Here is a 19,010-nt window from a genome sequence, read left to right as displayed (position 1 = left end):
TTCATCTGTAAAATTTAATCTGCTATAATATCACAATTTTTCTAAGATAACAAAGTTTTTGCAAGATTAGTGAGGTAATAGTAATGGGATTAAAGTCGGATACTTGGATTAAAAAAATGAGCAAAAAGGGTATGATTGAGCCATTTTGTGAAAAACAAGTGGGAAAGAATATTGTAAGTTATGGACTTTCAAGTTATGGATATGATATTCGTGTAGGCAATGAATTTATGATTTTTACTAATATTGGTGCAAATCTTGTTGATCCCAAAAGTTTTGATGAACGCAATGTCGTGGAAATTACCACAGAAGAGAATGGTTATTGTCTTGTGCCACCAAATTCCTTTGCATTAGCGCGCACGATTGAATATTTTAGAATTCCGCGCAATGTGCTGGCAATTTGTCTTGGTAAAAGCACCTATGCGAGATGTGGGATTATTGTAAATGTTACACCTTTTGAACCGGAGTTTGAGGGACATATCACTATTGAAATTAGCAATACCACACCCTTACCTGCTAAGATTTATGCTAATGAAGGCATTGCTCAAGTGCTTTTTTTAGAGGGAGATGAGACTTGTGAGGTAAGTTATAAAGATAAAAAAGGTAAATATCAAGGACAAAAAGGTATTACGCTCCCCAAAGTGATAAAATGATTCTGAAAAAAATACTTTCATTTATAGTTTAAAGAAATATTAAATTTTTTAAGCCTATAATTCTATCCTCTCTTAGAGATTTATCTAAGAGAGTAAATTTTGCATTTCTTTAATATAAGGAGTCGAAATGAATAAAGGTTTTGGTGGTTATCGTGTCCCGTTCGTGGGGGGGGGGTATATCCTCACTCAATGCTAAGTCTAAAGACTTAAAAGTTTTTGATTCTTCGTATGCAATAGCGAATCTCAATAGGGTCAATAATATTGCAACCTTAAAGTAGAGTCAAAAAAATGAAAAATTTGCAAATAAAGTGTTTGAAAACTTGATAATTAAGCTTTGCTTACACTCATAGGAGTAAGCAGCACAGATACATTATAAAGTAGCTAAGTGCGCTAAGGAGGATAAATATCTTGCCCAACCAAGTAAAAGCACTGATATGTAGATATGGGGCAGTATTTTGAATCTGCAAAGGTTATTTTCCTTAAATAAAGCGAAGTTCTAACTCGGATATTCGCTTTATTCTATTTCTTTTTATTCTTTAACTTGCATCAAGTATTTAAAATGTTAATTGCAGACTGCATTGCTAATATTACAACCATAAATTAATAAAATTTTGTTTAAGTATTATTTAAATTTTTTACTATATAATGAAACTATTCTTAAAAATTTATTATTTTTTAAAGTTTTAAGAATAGTTTTCTAAAATTTTAAAAAAAGGAGTTCTTATGAACAAACTTGGTTTGGTTTTGACTTTATCTTTGGGTTTAGTTTTAAGTCCGCTTTGTGCAGTAGAATCTACTTATAAAAAGAATGTGCAAAACACATCTCTTTCACAAGCCGATAAAGAATTTCTTTTTGCTAGTAATGCTAATCATCTTAATGTAGTGGCTTTGAGTGATGAGGAAATGCAAAAGACAGAGGGAGAGGCAATAGACCCTATAACTGGTGCTTTCATTATTGGATTTGCTGGAGGAGCAGGGTATGAGGCAGGTAAACAAGTAGTCAAAAAAATCAAAAAATGGTTTAGATGGTAACCAGGAGGGTAAATAATGAAATATCTACGCAAGATACTTTTAAGTGCCTCTCTCTTTGGTGCAATGTGTGTGTATGCAGAGGATTACAGCGTAGCAAGAATTGGCTTAGGTGGCGTATATAGCCTCCAACAACCAAGTGGGGAGAAAGATATCACTAATGCAGGTGGTTACCTTGCCCTATGGAGTAGAGGCACTCTTGCCAATGAAAGATTCTTAGTGCAGAGTGGTGGCGAGATTGGGTTTGGCAAAGCTAAAAGAGATGGAGTTCAAAACGATATATTCTTTATGGGTGATATTCGTATAAGTGCTGGCGTCAATATTCTCACTCAAAATGCTCCACTTTATCTTAGTATAGGCTATGCTTGGGATAATTTTCATTCCAATCTTTTGGGAAATCAGCTCACTGGTAAAAATAACACAGGCAATAGCTGGGTTGATAATACACTTCATCTTGTAGGGCTTGATTTATCGGGTGTCATCAAAGGACAAGGTGCAAATCTTGAATATGACATAGGCTATTACTACGCATTCCACGGGTATTATTACCTTGATAAGACTCGCTCTGGCATTGATGATTATACCTATGCAATTAAAGCTAGGGTAGGATTCTCATCTGATTATTCCAAGAAGATAGGTTTCTTTGCAAATGTTCGTGCAAAGTATTATGATATACCAACTTCTAAAATGAATACAACCTTTGCTCGTCCTGCTACTAAACATTTTCTAGGTGGGGTAGAAGCAGGTATTCAGTTCTAAGGAGGCTTAGAGATTCTTTACAGAATCTCTAAGCTTAATTTGTTTCTAGGTTTTTATACTATTTGAGGGTAGTCTAAAGACTTAGGTTTAAAATACATATTTATAAAAGTAGATGCAAGAAAATGAAGTTTAGAATCTTTGTATTATCTTTGTGTTTGCCCTTTGTGCTATGTGCAAAGCCTGTGAGTATTGATGAGATTTTCACACCAAAGAAACAATTTAAGATTCTAGGCTCATTTTCTTATGTTAATGTTATGCGCAAAAATTCAGCTCCTGCACTTATTTCTATCCCCTCTTCCATTCACGGGGTTAATAATATTGGTGATATTAAGATTCCCTTTTGGAATCACGAAAATGTTAATCAAGATTATTTGAGCTTCTCTCTTCAGGCACGATATGGTATCTCTAAACGCGTAGAGATTTTTAGCACTCTTAATGCCTTTTGGCAAAAAAGCATTACTGATGATAATGTTGGCAATTTTAACTCATCAAGCAATGGGGATTTTAGCTCATTTAGTCTTGGATTCTTGGCTGAAGCCAAAAGAGAGGGTAAAATGCCCTCATTACTTGTTGGTGGCAGTGCGGAAGTGATTGATAATACCTACTTCTCCTCTACCCAAAAGTCCTTGCAGTATGGTAAGAGCTATTCGCTTTTTGCCACGAGCTTTTATACGATTGATCCTATTGTATTTTTGCTTCAAGCTGGGCTTGGACTCAATCTCCCTAAATATTACAAAAATATAAAAATTGACAATGGAGAAACCTTTAGCCTTAGTCCCATAGTATATTTTGCGGTTAATCCCTATGTGTCTTTAAATTTTGGTGTGCGCTATAACTATCAGAGTAGAGATAAACTTAATAATGAGACTATTTCTTACACAGGTTCATCGTTAGGATACACCTTTGGTATAGCGTATGAAATCAAATCAAAACTCATTCTCTTTGCCGATGTAGAGCGAATGGATACTCATAATTTCTCAAGTAATGCGATTAATGTATCGCTTTCATATAGAATCTAATGCGTGTTCTTTGCATTTTGCTTATCTTGTGGGGCATTTGCCTTGCTGATGTGCATATCCATAATAATTCTTTGTATGCACAAAAGCCTATTGCCTCTTGGAGTGAGATTAAAGATAGAAACTTAACTAAACAGCAGTATGATTATAGCTGTGGGAGCGCTTCTCTCTCTACGATTTTGACTTATTATTACAACCAAAATATAAGCGAAAAAGATATTTTAGATTTTTTGCTCCTTAATAAAGGTATAGATATTAATAAAAAAGAGGAGATAGAGACGAATGAACAATTAAGAGAGAGTGTGAGTTTTTCATTTTCGGATTTGGCTTTGTTTGCTCAAAATAAGGGATTTAAGGCAGTGGGTTTGGCTTTGGATTTAGACGCACTCTCTACACTTAAAGCTCCTGTGATTATCTATGTGAATGTGCGTGATATGGAGCATTTTAGCGTTTATAAGGGCAAAGATGAGCAATTTGTATATCTCGCAGACCCAAGTCTTGGTAATATAAAAGTAAGTATTGCGAAATTTGTAGAGATGTTTTATCAAAGGGAAGACTTAACGCACCCGGGTAAGATTCTAGCCATTCTCCCCACACAAGAAAACCAGAGTGTCAATGGGGTATTTATGCAGCACACACAAGATTCTAAACTGACTTATGAAGGCATTAAGCAAAGAATGATGAGATAATTAAAATATTTTTCTATACTATAACTATAAGCCATCATTGCAAAGGGCAAAATCTGCATTATATCACCATAAATTTTAAATCCACTTTTTTGCGCACTTTGGCTTTGTTGAGATAAAATACATAATGTTAATATTACCCCCCATTGTTTTATTTGCTTTTTCACTCATTTTTCCTTAATTTTTATATTTTATTTATTAAAACATAACTCATTTTGGAATATATTTTGCTTATCATTTCACATAATTAATTGCTTAAGGAGTGTAATATGTTAGATGCAATGCAAAATGCCATTTTAAATAAGCCAGATTCTATTTTAGAGAAACGTCCAAATTCTCCATCAGCAGAAATAACTAAATTAGAAAATAAATTTGAAAATATCCTTGCAAAGCAAGTAAAAGAATCTCAAGCTAAAGAGGCACAAAATAAAGAAGCTCAAACTTCTATTAAAGAATCTAAAGCAGATTCTAAGGGTAAAAATAATGCAAATGTCAAATCAAGCAAATTACCTACTCAAAGTGCTACTACCAAAAATGCTGCTGTGAATAAAAGTGCAAATACACCTTTTGATTTTAAAGATAAAGAAAATGTCAGTGAGGAATCAAAAATTGGTTTGCAAGAAAAAATTGCTAAGTCATCTAAAGAAGTTAAACCGCAAGATAACCCACTCCTAGAGGCTTTAAGTGCACCTCTTAGTGCAGGCGCAACTTCATCTCCTAAAGTTTTTAGTGATAAAAAAGAAGCAAAAGCAGAAAATAAAAACCAAAATACACTTGCTCAAAAGCTTCCACGCTCAACGACTTTGCCTCAACCCCAAAAAGCACAAAGAGACACAACACAAGATCCTAAGACGCTAGGTGATGTAGAATCTCTTGCTAAATCTAAGGGGCTTAATCCAGGCAAAATAACACTACAAAATGCAGAGAATCCCTCTACGCAGACACAAGAGATTGCCCAAGAAGTAAAAGAATCTAAGCCCAAAAGTATTCCAGCTTCGGCAAAAGAAAGCATTTCGTATGAATATGAAAATAATGTTGATAGAATCGCGATTGTGCAGCGCGGCGTAAAAAAACCTAAAAATATCACGAGCAAAATATCAAATGAATATCCGACTAAGAAGTCAGATGATGAGGGCACGGGTGCATTTTTCTTAAAGGATAGACCCCAGATTGGCTAAGGGGGAAATAGAGGAGGAAAACCTCCTTCGCAAAGCAATAGAAACAGCACCAAAAGCACAGATACAATCTGGTGATTCTGTTATTTTGTCTCAACAAAGCACTAAAGAAAAGTTACTTAAGGTGCAAGGCGAAAATATGCAATCTGTGCAGTTACAAACCCAAGAGACACGCGAGATTCTCATAAGTGAAGATAAGCCAAATAAACCTAAAAAAACAAAAAAAACTAAGGCTACAAAAAATAAAAATAATGTAAATGAGAATGCACTTATCAGTGAGGATACACAGAAGGGTTCATTAAAAAAGAATGAAAAGAATAATAAAATAAAAAAAGAAGTGGATATTGCCCAAGATACGACTAAAGCAGAATCTTTTGTAATGGCTAAAGGGGAGGTTATTAAAGAGCCTAAAAACATTATAGAATCCAAAATAATTGATGAGGCAAAAAATCTTAAAGCTGAAGAGAATCTTGCACCACAGCTACAAGGGAGTGTGCAAAAACACTCTGCTAAAATATCATCAAATAATACGCAGAGTGCAAAAAATAACCCTAATGTCCTATTGGAGAACTTGAGCACTTTAGCTAGCTTCCAAGAGAGAAAGCAGGAAAAAAATAATGAAAACAAAAAAGAGGTGCATAAGGAGAATAAAAAAGAGAAAAAGAGTGTAGTAGTAAATGAAAATAATGCCCCAAAAAGTGCTATGCAAATAGAAGAAACGCGCTCTAAAGTTGAGAATATATCACAACTTGGAGCAGATGAGGCTCAAATATCCAATGAACAAGAGTCACATACTTTTGAGGAGATTTTAGCTACTACAAAGAGTAAGAAAAAACAAACAAAAGCTAAAGAAAGCGAAGAAAATCCAGAATCTAAAACAAAATCTACATTAAGCAAACAGAGTGTGGAGATGAATAATGTGAGGGAAAATCAACGCACACAGATTCTATATCGTTCCGCTTTGGCGCGAGAGAGTATGAGAAATTTTGCACAAACTTTGCGCGAAGAGGTGCTTAATTATAAACCGCCTCTTACAAAATTTTCTATGGAGCTGCACCCACAAAATCTTGGCACTTTAGAGCTTACAATTACCAAAAAAGGTAAAGATTTGCATATCCAAGTGGTTTCAAATGCTACAGCGGTGGGATTATTTTTGCAAAATCAAGCAGATTTTAAAAACAATCTTGCACAAGTGGGATTTGATAATGTGGATTTGAGCTTTAGTGCAAATAGCGGTGGTGGTGGCGGAAAACAATCTGAACAGAACGCTTCCCAATCAAATGAACACAATCAAGAAGGGAACAAAAATAGCTTAGAGGATTCCCAAATGGGCGAGATAAATGTGATGAATATCACTCTTCCCAAATATGCGTAGATTTTATAAACGGAGCGAATAATGGCGATTGATTTAGCAGAAGTTACAGGCAGCGCGGCAAAAATAGCCAAAGAAAAAGAAAAAGTGCGCAATATCAATGAGCTTGACAATGATGCTTTTATGAGATTATTTTTAGAACAGCTTAAAAACCAAGATCCTACTGCGCCTATGGAGACAGATAAAATTATCACACAAACTGCCCAGCTTACACAAGTGGAAATGCAAGAGCAAAATAAAAAGACGATGGTAGAAGTTGCAGAAGCGATGAAAAGCACACAAGAGACGAATAAAGAGCTTAAAGAGTTTCAAGAACAAATGAAACAATCTCTTGAAGCACTCAATCTTGGTATGCAAGAGAGTGCGAAATCAAATGTTGCTACTGCCCAACTCAATGCACTTAATTCTGTTTCTATGATAGGTAAAATAGCAGAAACTGATGTATTTGGTGTTAATGTTCAAAAAGGTAAGGGAGTGAAATTTTCTATTTATTTTGACCAAAAGATAGATGCACAAAAGGGCGACCCGATGGTATATATTTTTAATAGTAATAATGAAATGATAAAAAGCATTTCTCTTAAAGATAGAGCAAACCAAAATGGTTATTTAGAATTTACTTGGGATAGTCTTGATAATCAGGGGCGGCAAGTTGATGATGGCGTATATAATATTCGGGCAGAATATAATCTTGATGAGCATACAAAACAATATCACACTGCTCGTGTAGGTAGGGGCGAAGTGCAAAGTATTATATTTGATAAAGGCTCGCCAATGTTAAGAATGGGTGATATGATATTGCCTCTTGAGAGTGCTATTGAGTTCTACAACAAGGAACATACACTATGAATGGGACGCTTGTTAATTCTTATAGCGGCATAAAAACGCATCAATTCGGATTAGATTCTATCTCAAATAATATTGCCAATGTCAATACAATTGGTTATAGAGAGAATATACCGCAATTTGAAACGCTTTTTGCTAATAATATGGATTTTTTAAATGCAGATTCTCCTATTAATAATGATATGAATTATGGTGCAACCAAATCAAGCAATGCTATTTCTACACGTAGTGGAAGCTATAAGGCAACTGATGGTGAGTTTAATGTCGCTTATGAGGGCAAAGGCTGGTTCATTGTAGGTGAGCAAAAAAGTGGCTCATTTGAAATTAAAGATGATGGCTATGAGAAAAAGCAAAAAAATTATTTTACGCGTGATGGTTCATTTCTACGTGATGGCGAGGGCTATATTGTTAATACAAGTGGATATTATATGTATGGAGTGGATTTAGGCAAGATAGAAGATGGTATTTATACTTCAAATAAAGATGAAGAAAAAGACTTTGAAGCCCTTTCTTCTGGCAAACTCACTCCTATGCATATTCCTCAAAACCTCTATTATCGTCCTGTGCTTACCACAAAGCTTGATGTAAGCACTAATCTGAATAAAAATGAGAATGCAATTTCAGCAGTGGCATTTTTTAAAGATAAAGAAGGCGAGTTTGATGTTGAACGTTTTATGAATACAGATGTAAATGCCTTTGCCGCAGATGATATGCCACTTAATGCTTCAACTTATAAAGAAGTGCGCATTACTATCAATAAAGAAGGTAAGAAAGAAAACTTAATCTTTAAATATGGGGAAGGTGGGGCAGAAGAAGGAGAATTTCATACATTAAATGATTTAAAGAATCTACTTCGCGATAAAGCAGGCTTAGATTTGGAAGTCAGCAGAACTCCAGATGGCAAAGTAGGTGAAAAAGTGAGTTTAGAAATACGCAATAATTCTTATAAGAATCTTGATATTGAAATCGGGGGAAGTTTATTTGAAAAATTAGGCTTTAAAGGCAAAAATGACCATTTTAATAGCGGTGTAGGTGTAAATTTTAATCCAAATAAGGCGTATGAAAAGAATGCTATTGTGCAGTATAAAGGTGCAGTATTTATGCGCACAGGCGAGTTGGGAAAAAGTGAAGACCCTTTTGTAGATAGTGATAATTGGCGCATTCTTGATACTGGAGCACTCCCTGAATGGAATGATAATACAACTTATCTTGAGGGAGATATAGTGGCAAGTGAGGGCAAAATTTACCGCCGTATTAATCAAGCGGGAAATAATCCTATTAATGAAGGAAATTGGGAAGAGCTAGGGAATGCCGAATCTAATCTTCCCTCAAACTATGCTAAAGATACAACTTATCAAGTCGGCGATATTGTCAATTATGATGGGCGCTTATATCGTAAAATAGTAGATAGTGGCTCAAGTGACCCAAAACTTGATAATGTCGGGTGGCAGCAAATATATGGTGATAGCTTTCATAGCGATTTTATCCAAATGCCAAGTTATCAAACTAATGTTGAGATTTATGATGAAAGTGGCAAGAAATTTCTTGTGCAAAGTCGTTATTATATGCTCTCTTCAGGCAATCCTGAATCTTCACCCCCCACAAGAGAGCAATGGGAGGTGCATTCGGCTGTGTTTGATCAACACGGAGAAATTATGGTAAGTCCTGATTATGTGGTGCATACTATTGAATTTGATGCTGATGGGAATCCTGTAGCTGAGCCTGTAGAACTTGCATTTGGAGATAAGAGTGTGCAGTATAATATTGCAGGGACAAAAGATTCTAAAAGCTCTAATTTTGTATATAGAGATTCTGCAATTTTGGGTAAAGACCAAGATGGGCGAACTGAAGGGCATTTGCGTGACGTGCGTATTGATAAAGATGGAATTATTTTCTTAGCTTTTGATAATGGTGCATATGAACCTATGGGACGTATAGGGATTGCAGCTTTTGTCAATGACCAAGGGCTTAGAAAAGTAGGTGGAAATCTCTTTGAAATGACAGAAATGGTCGTTAATGGCAATGCAAATACAATTAGTGGGCGTCCAATTTTGGGTTGGGAGGGCTTAAACCTCAAATATGGCTCTGTGCTCTATAAACATCTTGAAACAAGCAATGTTGATGTAGGAAATGCCTTAACAGAGCTTATTGTAATGCAGCGTGGATATTCAATGAATGCGAGAGCTTTTACTACTGGCGATGATTTGATTAAAGAAGCACTCAATTTGAAACGCTAATACTATAAGGTTACCTCTTCTCGTGGCAAAATGAGTGAGGTTTGGTGTAGAGGGTTTGCTTTAGTAAAGAATACACTTGGTGCAATGACTATTTTGTGTGGATTCTCTATGAGGTATGCTGCCCACCAACTAAATGTGGAATTAGCAATGATAGCATTTTCGCAAGAACGCATAAGTTCCATTTCTTGCGCAGCCTTACCCTCATCATTTTTCTATAAAACTAAACTCAAGTCCTTGTGTAGATATATGTTCATCTGAAGCGGCTTTCTTAGTAAAATGAGATTTACAATAGGGAATGTCGTTGCTAAATATAAACAAATGTGCATTTGGGATATATTGTTTTAAAGTAGCAAATGCCCTCTCATAATAAGATTTGCCAAGTCGCACAAAATGTTCGTTTTGTAAAGTGTTCTAATGCTTTTGCAAAAGCATAGCCAAACATTTGATTGCCAAGTCCGCCCCAAATTGAAACAACCAAATTTAGACCTTACTTAAAAATTCCATATTTTGTGCTGATAGCTACATAATTTGTGGTATCAAATTGCTCACGAGATTCGTTATATGAAGTAATATGATAGAGACGTTGATTAGGCAAGATTCTATAAATATTCATATTATAGGTTTTGAAAAAATACCAAAAGTCTTGAAAGTAAGTGCGTGTGTCAATATTGCACCCACCAAATTCGAAAGTAACCATATCAATTTTATCATCTTCAAACATACCTAAAGCACCATTAAACACATCAAGTTCGTGTCCCTCAACATCAACTTTCAAAAGATGAATGTGTGGAATATGAGCATTGGCACAATAATTATCAAGCGTTATGATACGCACTTGCTCACTTTGAGAAAAATCAATATTATGATGGGTAAGTCGCCTTTTAGTGAGGCTTGCTAGTCCTGAAGCTGGTCCATCAGAATAAAGAGTCATTGTTTGCTCATTTGCACCTAAACCGCAGTTATTGAGATGGACAATGGGATTGTTAGAATGTGTGTTTTGGAGTATGTTGAAAGTATGTTGAGAAGGTTCGAAACAATGAATTTGAGTGTTACTTGCCCCCCCCCCCATTTAAATGCTCCAAACATAAACTTGTGTATTTACCGACATTCGCCCCTACATCAAAAATATATAAAGGTGCATTTTGTGGGGTAAAAGTAGAGGAAGCAATTTTTATTACTTTTTCCTCCCCGCTGTCATTTACAAAAGATCCAGAGCCTATGCCAAGTGAATATTGCAACTTCTTGATAAGTTTTTCTCGCATTCTGATAGGGAATAGTTCAAACATATAAAACTCCTAATGTTAAGATGAAGATGTGTTTTCTTGTGAATATTTTTCTTGATAAGCAAGCAAACGTAGATTCTCTTGATTTAATTCATAATCTTCATCAAATTTTTTGCGCACCACTTGTTTAATAAGTTCAAAGTTATGATTATCTTCTTGATTATCAAACATATCAATAACAAGCGTGTAAAGCTGAATATTTTGCGAGAGGCATTCAAAAGCTTCCTGTCGTTCTTGCATAAAAAGCTCTTCATCTTGCGTGTATTTTTGGAGTTTGATGACAATATGGCTAAAAACGCGCTGAATCAGATGAGGTTTGAGATAATGTTCTAGAATCTGTGGTAGCGTATCCAGACGCGTTTCAAGTTCTTTTTTCTGCATAAAAAGGAGCACAGGTAAAATCATCACAATATTTTCTGTATTTTTATCTGCCGAATGTGCTTCAAGTTTGAGCCATAATCGCTCTAAAAAGCTATATTTATAAGATTGGAGTGTCATTTATCCTGTCCATTGTAAATTTCTGTACCTATACCTTGCGTGGTAAAAAGTTCTAATAAAAGCGAATGCTCTATGCGTCCATCAATAATATGAGCTTTTTCTACACCATTTTGCACACAATCTACACACGCTTCAAGTTTAGGTATCATACCGCCATTAATTACACCTTGTTTTTGAAGTTGTTTTATATCAGAGGGGGTAAGCGAAGAAATAGGTTCTTTGTTGCTATCTAGCACACCTGCAATATCGCTAAGAAAAATAATTTTTTTTGCACTCAAGGCTTTGGCTATATGGCACGCAGCAATATCAGCATTAATATTATAGCCCAAATGTCCCGCACCCTCTCCTGTAGCAATAGGCGCAATAATTGGCACAAAACCATCATTAATAACATTGAGCAAAAAACTAGGATTGACTGCTGTAATCTCACCAGTATAACCAAGAGCACCATTATCTTTTGCTTTTGCTTGAAGTAAATGTGCATCTTTGCCGCTCATACCCACAGCTTTTGCGCCGTGAAAATTCAAAAAAGCAGTTAATTCTTTATTAATCTCCCCACTTAGCACCATTTCTACCACGCGCATACATTCAGCACTTGTTATGCGATAACCATTATAAAATTCACTTTCTATGCCCATAATATCAAGCATTTCATTAATGCGTTTTCCTCCACCGTGTATAATTACAGGCTTTAAGCCAAGCATATACATTATGACAATATCAAGGGCAAATTTTTCTTTGAGCTGTGGATTGATTTGAGCTGCACCGCCATATTTAATAACAATGATTTGCCCGCGAAAGATTCTAATAAATGGGAGTGAATCTAGTAATATTTTCACAACTCTTGCATTTTTTTGCATATTTTGCGCCTTATTCAAAAATGAAATGTTATTATATCTTAAAATCTAAATAAAGGACAAGTGATGAAGATGGTTATACTTGATGCGGATACTTTAGGTGCGTGTGATTTGAGTGAGATAAAATCATTAGGAGAGGTAGTAAGCTATGGTTTTACCTTGCCAAATGAGCGTATAGAGCGTTCTTTGGGAGCGGAGATTCTTATTACAAATAAAGTAGTGCTTGATGAGAGTGTATTGAGCGCATTGCCTGATGTCAAATTGATTTGCATTACTGCCACAGGTATGAATAATGTTGATTTAGACTATGCAGCAAAAAGAGGGATTGAAGTAAAAAATGTAGCAGGATATTCTACCACTTCTGTAGCTCAACATACTTTAAGTATGGCATTAAATCTTTTAGCGAGATTGCATTATTATGATGAATATTGTAAGAGTGGAGCGTGGGCTAGGAGTAAAATTTTTGTTCATATTAATGGTGGATTAAGAGAAATTGAGAATCTGCAATGGGGTATTATTGGTTTTGGGAGTATAGGACAGCGTGTAGCGAGACTTGCTCAAAGCTTTGGAGCAAAGGTGAGTTATTATTCCACAAGCGGTAAAAATACACAAAGTGCTTTTACACGCAAGGAATTAAATGAGATTCTCTCCCAAAGTGATATTATTTCTATTCACGCGCCGCTTAATGATAAGACAAAAAATCTCATTAATCGCACAAATTTGCCTTTGCTTAAAGATGAGGCAGTGCTTATTAATGTGGGGCGAGGCGGGATTGTGAATGAAAAAGATATAGCCCAAATATTAAAAAGTAAATTGATGTATTTTGCTACTGATGTGCTTGAGAGTGAGCCTATGGAGGCAAATCACCCATTTTTAGATAAAACAATTGCTGATAAACTTCTTATTACTCCTCACGTTGCGTGGGCTTATGATAAGTCAAGAGAGCGATTGCTCACACTTGTAGCACAAAATATTCGTGATTTTTTGACACAAAAAGCATAATTTATAGAATCTTCATAGATTCTATAACTCATAAGCTAAAATTATGGTTGAATATTATGAATATGGTTTAGTCGGCTTATTTTTTATATGTTTTATAGCAAGCACACTTTATCCACTTGGATCTGAAGCTTTTGTCATAGGGTTTGTGGCATTTGGATTTGAACCTTTAAAAGTGTGGATTATCGCAAGTGTGGGCAATACACTTGGGAGCTTAAGCACTTATTATTTAGCATATTATGGCGGAGAGCCTTTTATTACAAGATTTTTCCCCAAAGCAAAAGATAAAATAGCTATCCTTGCTCCGCGTGTGCGAGTTTATGGTTTTATATATGCTTTTTTAGTTTTTATGCCTTTTGTAGGAGATATATTTGCACTTGTGCTTGGTATTATTCGTTATTCGCAGATTTTAAGCATACTTGGTATTGCTTTTGGGAAGATGTTAAGATATGCTGTATTACTTCTCCCTTTTGTGTTATGAAATTATTGTTTTGTTGATGTTAAAATATCAATTAAAATAATGTAAGGAGGCTCTTATGCCATTACTTGATAGTTTTAAGGTTGATCATACAAAAATGCCAGCTCCTGCAGTGCGTCTTGCAAAGACTATGCAAACACCAAAAGGCGATACAATTAGTGTATTTGATTTGCGTTTTACGCGCCCAAATTGTGAGCTATTAAGTGAAAAAGGTATTCACACAATGGAACATTTGATTGCAGGTTTTATGCGAGAGCATTTAAATAACACGCGTGTGGAAATTATTGACATTTCGCCTATGGGCTGTCGCACAGGGTTTTATATGAGTGTGGTAGGTGCACCAAATGAATATAATGTAAAAGAAGCGTGGGAATCAAGTATGCGAGATGTATTGCGTATTTGTGATGAAAAAGACATACCCGAGCTTAATATTTATCAATGTGGCACGGCAAAAATGCACTCTCTTAAAGAGGCGCAAGATATTGCTCAAGTAGTGCTTGATAAAGGCGTAAGTGTAATGAATACACAAGAGTTGCTTTTAAAAGATTTTGCATAATTTTAAGCACAAGGCAATAAGCAACAATCCTCATACTTGCTTATAAGATTCTAAAATATTTAAGGTGTAAATTATTACATATATTTTAGAATCATCGCATATTAGGTTTATTTAGATTTACTTAAAATGCCGATAGGAGATTTTACTTTATATAGTTCATTTTGATTTCACAAACAAGGCTTATGATTGCATATTGCAAAAAAAAAAAAAACGATACAATCGCTCAATTTCATAAATAGAAAGGAATTTTAATGCGTTTTTATAATATCATTTTTGGAAGTATAGCTTTTAGCCTTATGTTAGGCTTTATGGCTTGTTCAGATTCTGATAAGCAAGGTAAAGAAATCCCAAGTCTTAAAGTGGAAACTTTAAATATTGCTCATCAAAATGTAAGCTTGAGTTTTGAATATGCTGCAAGATTAAAAAGTATCCAAAGTGTAGGTGTATATGCACGAGTGCAAGGTGTGCTGCTTTCAAAGAATTTTAAAGAAGGTGATATTGTTCAAGAAGGGCAATTACTCTTTAAGATTGACCCTGCACGTTATATTGCAAAAGTGAATCAGGCTAAAGCACAATGGCAATCTGCAGAGGCAAATTTTATCAAGGCAAATCGCGATTGGAAACGTGTGGAAAAACTTTATAAACAGGGTGTTTATACGATTGACCAATATGATACTTCGCGCTCAAACTTTCTTTCTGCTCAAGCAAATGTGGCAAGCACACAAGCTGCGCTTGATGATGTAAAAATTGATTTAGGCTATACTGATGTAGTAGCGACTATTAGCGGTAGAATTGGTATGCGTAGCTATGATGTAGGGAATCTTGTAGGTGCAAATGGACAAGAAGTGCTTACGACCATTACGCAATTAAGCCCAATTTACGCAGAGTTTGCCATTCCTAATACAGATTATTATTTGATGCGTGGATTAGAAAATGCGCGTATTCAGGTTGAATTTGTGCTTGGTAATGGCAAAGTATATGACAAATTAGGCAAACTTGATTTTGTTGATAGTGTGCTTGATGCCCAGACTTCCACAGTTAAAGCGCGTTCAATTGTGGATAATGAAGAACATAAGCTCCTACCTAATGAATTTGTGAGAGTGCGCTTAAAGGGTTTTGAAGCTCAAAATGCTATCACTATTCCTCAAAGTGCGCTTTTACAAGATTCTCAAGGCAGCTATGTCTATATTATTAAAGAAGGCAAGGCGAAAATTGCACGTGTTATTCTCGGACAGAATCTGCGAAATAATCAAGTGCTTATTGCAAGCGGATTGTCAAATGGTGATACTCTTGTATTAAACCAACTTTCAAAAATTCGTGAAGGCGTGCCACTTAGCCCAATAGGAGTAGATTCCAAAAAAGCCACAAATGTTCAAGGGGGTGCGCAAGAAAATCAAAACAAGATGCAAGATAAAAAACAAGAGCAAAAATAAGGAGAAGCTATGTCAAGATTCTGTATTAATCGTCCTATTTTTGCAATGGTGCTCTCAATCGTCATTACACTTGTGGGTTGTATTTCAATGTTTGTTTTACCCATAGAGGAATATCCACAAGTAGTGCCAAATGAAATTATGGTGCAGGCTACTTATAGTGGTGCAAGTGCAGAAGTGATGGCAAATACGGTAGCAAGTATTATAGAAGATAGTATTAATGGGGTAGAGGGTATGCTCTATATGAAATCTTCTTCAACTTCAAGTGGTGTAATGAATCTGAGTGTATTTTTTAGTAATGATACAAATGCAGATATGGCATTAGTCAATGTAAGTAATCGCGTTCAAGCAGCTCTTGCCCAATTACCAACAGAAGTGCAAAGAGTGGGGATTACTACGCGTAAAAGATCTTCTACTATGCTTGGAGTATATGCGATGTATTCAGATAATCCTGCCTATACTGCAACTTTTGTAGCAAACTATGGTATTTTAAATGTTATTAATGAGCTTAAACGTGTGCCCGGAGTAGGTGATGTAACTCCTTTTGGAACAAGAGATTACTCAATGAGAATCTGGCTTGATATTGATAAACTCTCACAAAATAATCTCACGCCTTCAGAAGTGGCAAAAGTCATTGCCGAACAAAACTCACAATTTGCAGTAGGCTCATTTGGTAAAGAACCCGTGCGCAGTGATATTGCCTTTACTTATTCTGTAACAACACAAGGGCGATTTGTAAGCGCAGAGGAGTTTGGAAATATCATTATCCGCTCAAATAATGATGGTTCAGCTTTGCGTCTTAAAGATGTGGCAAAAATAGAGCTTGGAGCAAAAGATTATAGCGTAAGCCCATTATTTAATGGCAAAGATGCCGCAGCATTTGGTATTGCCTTGCAACCCGGAGCAAATGCACTTGATGTCGCAGATAATGTAGAGAAAAAAATGAAAGAGCTCTCACAAAATTTTCCCGAAGGGCTACATTATAAAAATGTTTATAATACAACTGATTTTGTGAAAATTTCTATTAAAGAGGTAAGAAAAACTTTTATTGAAGCTATCGTGCTTGTAGTCATTATTATGTATTTTTTCTTGCAAAATTTCCGCGCAACTATTATCCCTGTAATTGCTATTCCCGTATCAATTATTGGCACATTTGCAGGAATGTATGCGCTTGGATTTTCAATTAATCTCCTCACACTTTTTGGGCTTATTTTAGCTATTGGGATTGTTGTTGATGATGCGATTATTGTGATAGAAAATGTGGAGAGAATCTTGCATACTGAAACAAAGGCAAATGGCGAAAAATATTCGGTAAAAGAAGCTACCCTTAAAGCTATGGGTGAAATTCAAGGACCGGTAGTGGCTATCGTGCTTGTGCTTTGCTCGGTGTTTATTCCTGTGGCGTTTATTGGTGGCTTTAGTGGGGCTATTTATAAGCAGTTTGCCATTACTATTGTTATTTCAGTTGTCATTTCTGGCTTTGTAGCCCTAACACTTACTCCCGCACTCTGTGTATCTATCCTTAAGGCAAAAGAACCAAAACCATTTTATATTGTAAAGAGATTCAATGATTTTTTTGATTGGCTTACGCATAAATTTGGTATGCAAATAGGAAGAGCATTAAGGCGAGGCTCAGCTCTTTTACTTTGTTTTGTGGCAATTATTGTGGTTACTTGGGGGCTATTTTCACGATTGCCGAGTTCTCTTGTGCCAAGTGAAGATAAAGGAAGTATGATAAGTTTTATTCAGCTGCCACCCGCAGCTTCACTTTCTCGCACCACTACAGAGGGTAAAAAAGCTTTGGCTATTTTAGAGCAAAATCCAAATGTGGATTATAGTTTTTTAATTTCAGGCTTTGATATGCTTGCAAGTGCAGCACGCTCTTCAGGGGCAGTGATTTTTGTAACGCTTAAAAATTGGAGTGAGCGAAATGAGAGTTCTTTTGAGATGTCTAAAAAGATGATGGGTGTATTTAATGCTAGTCTTGATGCCTTTTCCCTTGTAACTACACCACCAGCGATTATGGGCTTATCCACGGTGGGCGGCTTTGAGATTTATATACAAGATAGAAATGGTGGAAGTATTAAAGACTTAGAAAAATACGCAAATCTTCTTGTGATGGAAGCTAATAAGCGTAAAGAGCTTGTTGGCGTGCGAAGTCTTTTTAGTGCAAATATCCCACAATATCATCTTACCCTTGATAGGGAACGCGCAAAGGCAAGCAATGTCAATATTGATGATGTATTTACCACTATGCAAAGCACTTTTGGGCAGTATTATGTTAATGATTTTAATCTCTATGGCAAAACTTATCAAGTAAATGTTCAGGCACAAAGTGAGTTTAGAGAATCTCCAGAAGATTTAAGTCGCATTTTTGTGAAATCAGGCAATGGCGATTTAATCCCTATTAGTGCGCTTGTGCATTTTGAGCGCGTTATTGGACCAGATATTGTAGATAGATTTAATCTCTTTACAAGTGCAAAAATTGTTGGCAATCCTAATGAGAGTGAGGGGTATTCAAGTGGTGATGCGTTGCGTGTGATTGAGCAATTAGTAAAAGAAGTGTTGCCAGAAGGTTATACTATTGCTTATTCAGGCACAAGTTATCAAGAGAAAAATGCAAGTGGCACAGGCGAGATTGCATTTATATTTGGGCTTATCTTTGTATTTTTGATTCTTTGTGCCCAATATGAGCGATGGCTTATGCCGCTCTCTGTGTTAAGTGCTGTGCCATTTGCTGTTTTTGGTGCAGTAGTAGCGACAACATTGCGCGGACTTGATAATGATATATATTTTAATATTGGATTAGTTATGTTGATTGCCCTTTCAGCAAAAAATGCAATTTTAATCGTTGAGTTTGCCCAGCATTTACACGAAAAAGAGGGTAAGGGTATTATGGAATCTGCCATAGGTGCTGCGAAATTAAGATTCCGTCCTATCATTATGACTTCACTTGCCTTTAGCATAGGCGTGCTTCCTTTAGTTTTAAGCACAGGAGCGGGAAGTGCAGCAAGACACGCTATTGGCACAGGCGTTATTGGCGGAATGATGGCGGCAACATTTATAGCAATATTTTTTATTCCGCTCTTTTGGAGTTATATTGCAAGGTTAAGTCAATGGCTTAAAAATAAAATGAGCTAAA

General features: G+C 35.8%; 20 protein-coding genes and 1 pseudogene. 14 read left to right on the top strand and 7 right to left on the bottom strand.

Annotated features, from left to right (window positions below):
• The first annotated feature begins 83 nt into the window (after positions 1 to 83).
• The 5 genes from dcd (at position 84) to HH_RS00935 (ending at position 4,143) form a co-directional block, all read left to right on the top strand.
• The gene (dcd, locus tag HH_RS00955; protein ID WP_011115036.1) at positions 84 to 650 is read left to right on the top strand and encodes a dCTP deaminase; all 567 of its coding nucleotides are present in this window, start codon (positions 84 to 86) and stop codon (positions 648 to 650) included.
• 723 nt (positions 651 to 1,373) lie between these two features.
• Positions 1,374 to 1,682, top strand: coding sequence for a hypothetical protein (locus tag HH_RS00950; RefSeq protein ID WP_011115033.1), 309 nt, complete (start codon positions 1,374 to 1,376; stop codon positions 1,680 to 1,682).
• A 15-nt stretch (positions 1,683 to 1,697) separates the two neighbouring features.
• Positions 1,698 to 2,438 carry a hypothetical protein gene (locus HH_RS00945; RefSeq protein ID WP_011115032.1) on the top strand — a complete coding sequence of 247 codons (741 nt, stop codon included), beginning with the start codon at positions 1,698 to 1,700 and terminating at the stop codon, positions 2,436 to 2,438.
• A gap of 122 nt (positions 2,439 to 2,560) precedes the next feature.
• Positions 2,561 to 3,457 (top strand): outer membrane beta-barrel protein, encoded by an 897-nt coding sequence (locus HH_RS00940; RefSeq protein WP_011115031.1) that lies wholly within the window; start codon positions 2,561 to 2,563, stop codon positions 3,455 to 3,457.
• Positions 3,457 to 4,143 (top strand): C39 family peptidase, encoded by a 687-nt coding sequence (locus HH_RS00935; protein WP_011115030.1) that lies wholly within the window; start codon positions 3,457 to 3,459, stop codon positions 4,141 to 4,143. The genes HH_RS00940 and HH_RS00935 overlap by 1 nt, the downstream gene beginning before the upstream one ends.
• Here HH_RS00935 and HH_RS00930 read toward each other — a convergent pair.
• Positions 4,110 to 4,307 carry a hypothetical protein gene (locus HH_RS00930; protein WP_041308926.1) on the bottom strand — a complete coding sequence of 66 codons (198 nt, stop codon included), beginning with the start codon at positions 4,305 to 4,307 and terminating at the stop codon, positions 4,110 to 4,112. The genes HH_RS00935 and HH_RS00930 overlap by 34 nt on opposite strands.
• Before the next feature lie 102 nt (positions 4,308 to 4,409).
• Between HH_RS00930 and HH_RS00925 the strand changes: the two genes are divergently transcribed.
• Genes HH_RS00925 through HH_RS00910 form a run of 4 tightly spaced genes read left to right on the top strand, consistent with a single transcriptional unit; the run spans position 4,410 to position 9,767 of the window.
• Positions 4,410 to 5,318, top strand: coding sequence for a hypothetical protein (locus HH_RS00925; RefSeq protein ID WP_011115029.1), 909 nt, complete (start codon positions 4,410 to 4,412; stop codon positions 5,316 to 5,318).
• Positions 5,311 to 6,690 (top strand): flagellar hook-length control protein FliK, encoded by a 1,380-nt coding sequence (locus tag HH_RS00920; RefSeq protein ID WP_050720579.1) that lies wholly within the window; start codon positions 5,311 to 5,313, stop codon positions 6,688 to 6,690. Before HH_RS00925 ends, HH_RS00920 begins: the two co-directional genes overlap by 8 nt.
• Positions 6,691 to 6,711: 21 nt before the next feature.
• The gene (flgD, locus tag HH_RS00915) at positions 6,712 to 7,533 is read left to right on the top strand and encodes a flagellar hook assembly protein FlgD (protein WP_011115027.1); all 822 of its coding nucleotides are present in this window, start codon (positions 6,712 to 6,714) and stop codon (positions 7,531 to 7,533) included.
• Positions 7,530 to 9,767 carry a flagellar hook-basal body complex protein gene (locus HH_RS00910; RefSeq protein ID WP_011115026.1) on the top strand — a complete coding sequence of 746 codons (2,238 nt, stop codon included), beginning with the start codon at positions 7,530 to 7,532 and terminating at the stop codon, positions 9,765 to 9,767. The genes flgD and HH_RS00910 overlap by 4 nt, the downstream gene beginning before the upstream one ends.
• Before the next feature lie 77 nt (positions 9,768 to 9,844).
• Here the strand turns inward: HH_RS00910 and HH_RS09870 are convergent.
• The 6 genes and pseudogenes from HH_RS09870 to argB all read right to left on the bottom strand — a co-directional run.
• Positions 9,845 to 9,979: pseudogene (locus HH_RS09870) on the bottom strand (alpha-1,2-fucosyltransferase); the annotation flags it as partial.
• A complete protein-coding gene (locus HH_RS00900) occupies positions 9,972 to 10,154 on the bottom strand; it encodes a hypothetical protein (protein ID WP_041308923.1) in 183 nt (60 codons plus the stop codon). The gene HH_RS00900 and the pseudogene HH_RS09870, both read right to left, overlap by 8 nt.
• A gap of 100 nt (positions 10,155 to 10,254) precedes the next feature.
• Positions 10,255 to 10,836 (bottom strand): FkbM family methyltransferase, encoded by a 582-nt coding sequence (locus HH_RS00895; protein ID WP_011115025.1) that lies wholly within the window; start codon positions 10,834 to 10,836, stop codon positions 10,255 to 10,257.
• Positions 10,817 to 11,053 (bottom strand): hypothetical protein, encoded by a 237-nt coding sequence (locus HH_RS09615; RefSeq protein WP_011115024.1) that lies wholly within the window; start codon positions 11,051 to 11,053, stop codon positions 10,817 to 10,819. Before HH_RS09615 ends, HH_RS00895 begins: the two co-directional genes overlap by 20 nt.
• 15 nt (positions 11,054 to 11,068) lie before the next feature.
• Entirely contained in the window at positions 11,069 to 11,548 is a 480-nt protein-coding gene (locus HH_RS00890) for a hypothetical protein (protein WP_011115023.1), read from the bottom strand.
• Positions 11,545 to 12,408 (bottom strand): acetylglutamate kinase, encoded by an 864-nt coding sequence (gene argB / locus HH_RS00885; protein ID WP_034366463.1) that lies wholly within the window; start codon positions 12,406 to 12,408, stop codon positions 11,545 to 11,547. Before argB ends, HH_RS00890 begins: the two co-directional genes overlap by 4 nt.
• A gap of 63 nt (positions 12,409 to 12,471) precedes the next feature.
• Here argB and HH_RS00880 point away from each other — a divergent pair, with 63 nt between their 5' ends.
• The 5 genes from HH_RS00880 to HH_RS00860 all read left to right on the top strand — a co-directional run bounded on the left by HH_RS00880 (position 12,472) and on the right by HH_RS00860 (position 19,009).
• Positions 12,472 to 13,407 carry a D-2-hydroxyacid dehydrogenase gene (locus tag HH_RS00880; protein WP_011115021.1) on the top strand — a complete coding sequence of 312 codons (936 nt, stop codon included), beginning with the start codon at positions 12,472 to 12,474 and terminating at the stop codon, positions 13,405 to 13,407.
• 43 nt (positions 13,408 to 13,450) lie between these two features.
• Entirely contained in the window at positions 13,451 to 13,885 is a 435-nt protein-coding gene (locus HH_RS00875) for a YqaA family protein (RefSeq protein ID WP_011115020.1), read from the top strand.
• Between the two features lie 55 nt (positions 13,886 to 13,940).
• Positions 13,941 to 14,438: an S-ribosylhomocysteine lyase gene (gene luxS, locus HH_RS00870; protein ID WP_011115019.1), complete on the top strand. Its 498-nt coding sequence runs from the start codon at positions 13,941 to 13,943 to the stop codon at positions 14,436 to 14,438.
• A gap of 251 nt (positions 14,439 to 14,689) precedes the next feature.
• Positions 14,690 to 15,871: an efflux RND transporter periplasmic adaptor subunit gene (locus HH_RS00865; RefSeq protein ID WP_011115018.1), complete on the top strand. Its 1,182-nt coding sequence runs from the start codon at positions 14,690 to 14,692 to the stop codon at positions 15,869 to 15,871.
• Positions 15,872 to 15,880: 9 nt separating this feature from the next.
• A complete protein-coding gene (locus tag HH_RS00860) occupies positions 15,881 to 19,009 on the top strand; it encodes an efflux RND transporter permease subunit (RefSeq protein WP_011115017.1) in 3,129 nt (1,042 codons plus the stop codon).
• Position 19,010: the final 1 nt, after the last annotated feature.

The sequence above is a fragment of the Helicobacter hepaticus ATCC 51449 genome, from assembly GCF_000007905.1.
Taxonomy (GTDB): Bacteria; Campylobacterota; Campylobacteria; order Campylobacterales; family Helicobacteraceae; genus Helicobacter_C; species Helicobacter_C hepaticus.
This window is presented reverse-complemented; position numbering and strand designations above follow the sequence as displayed.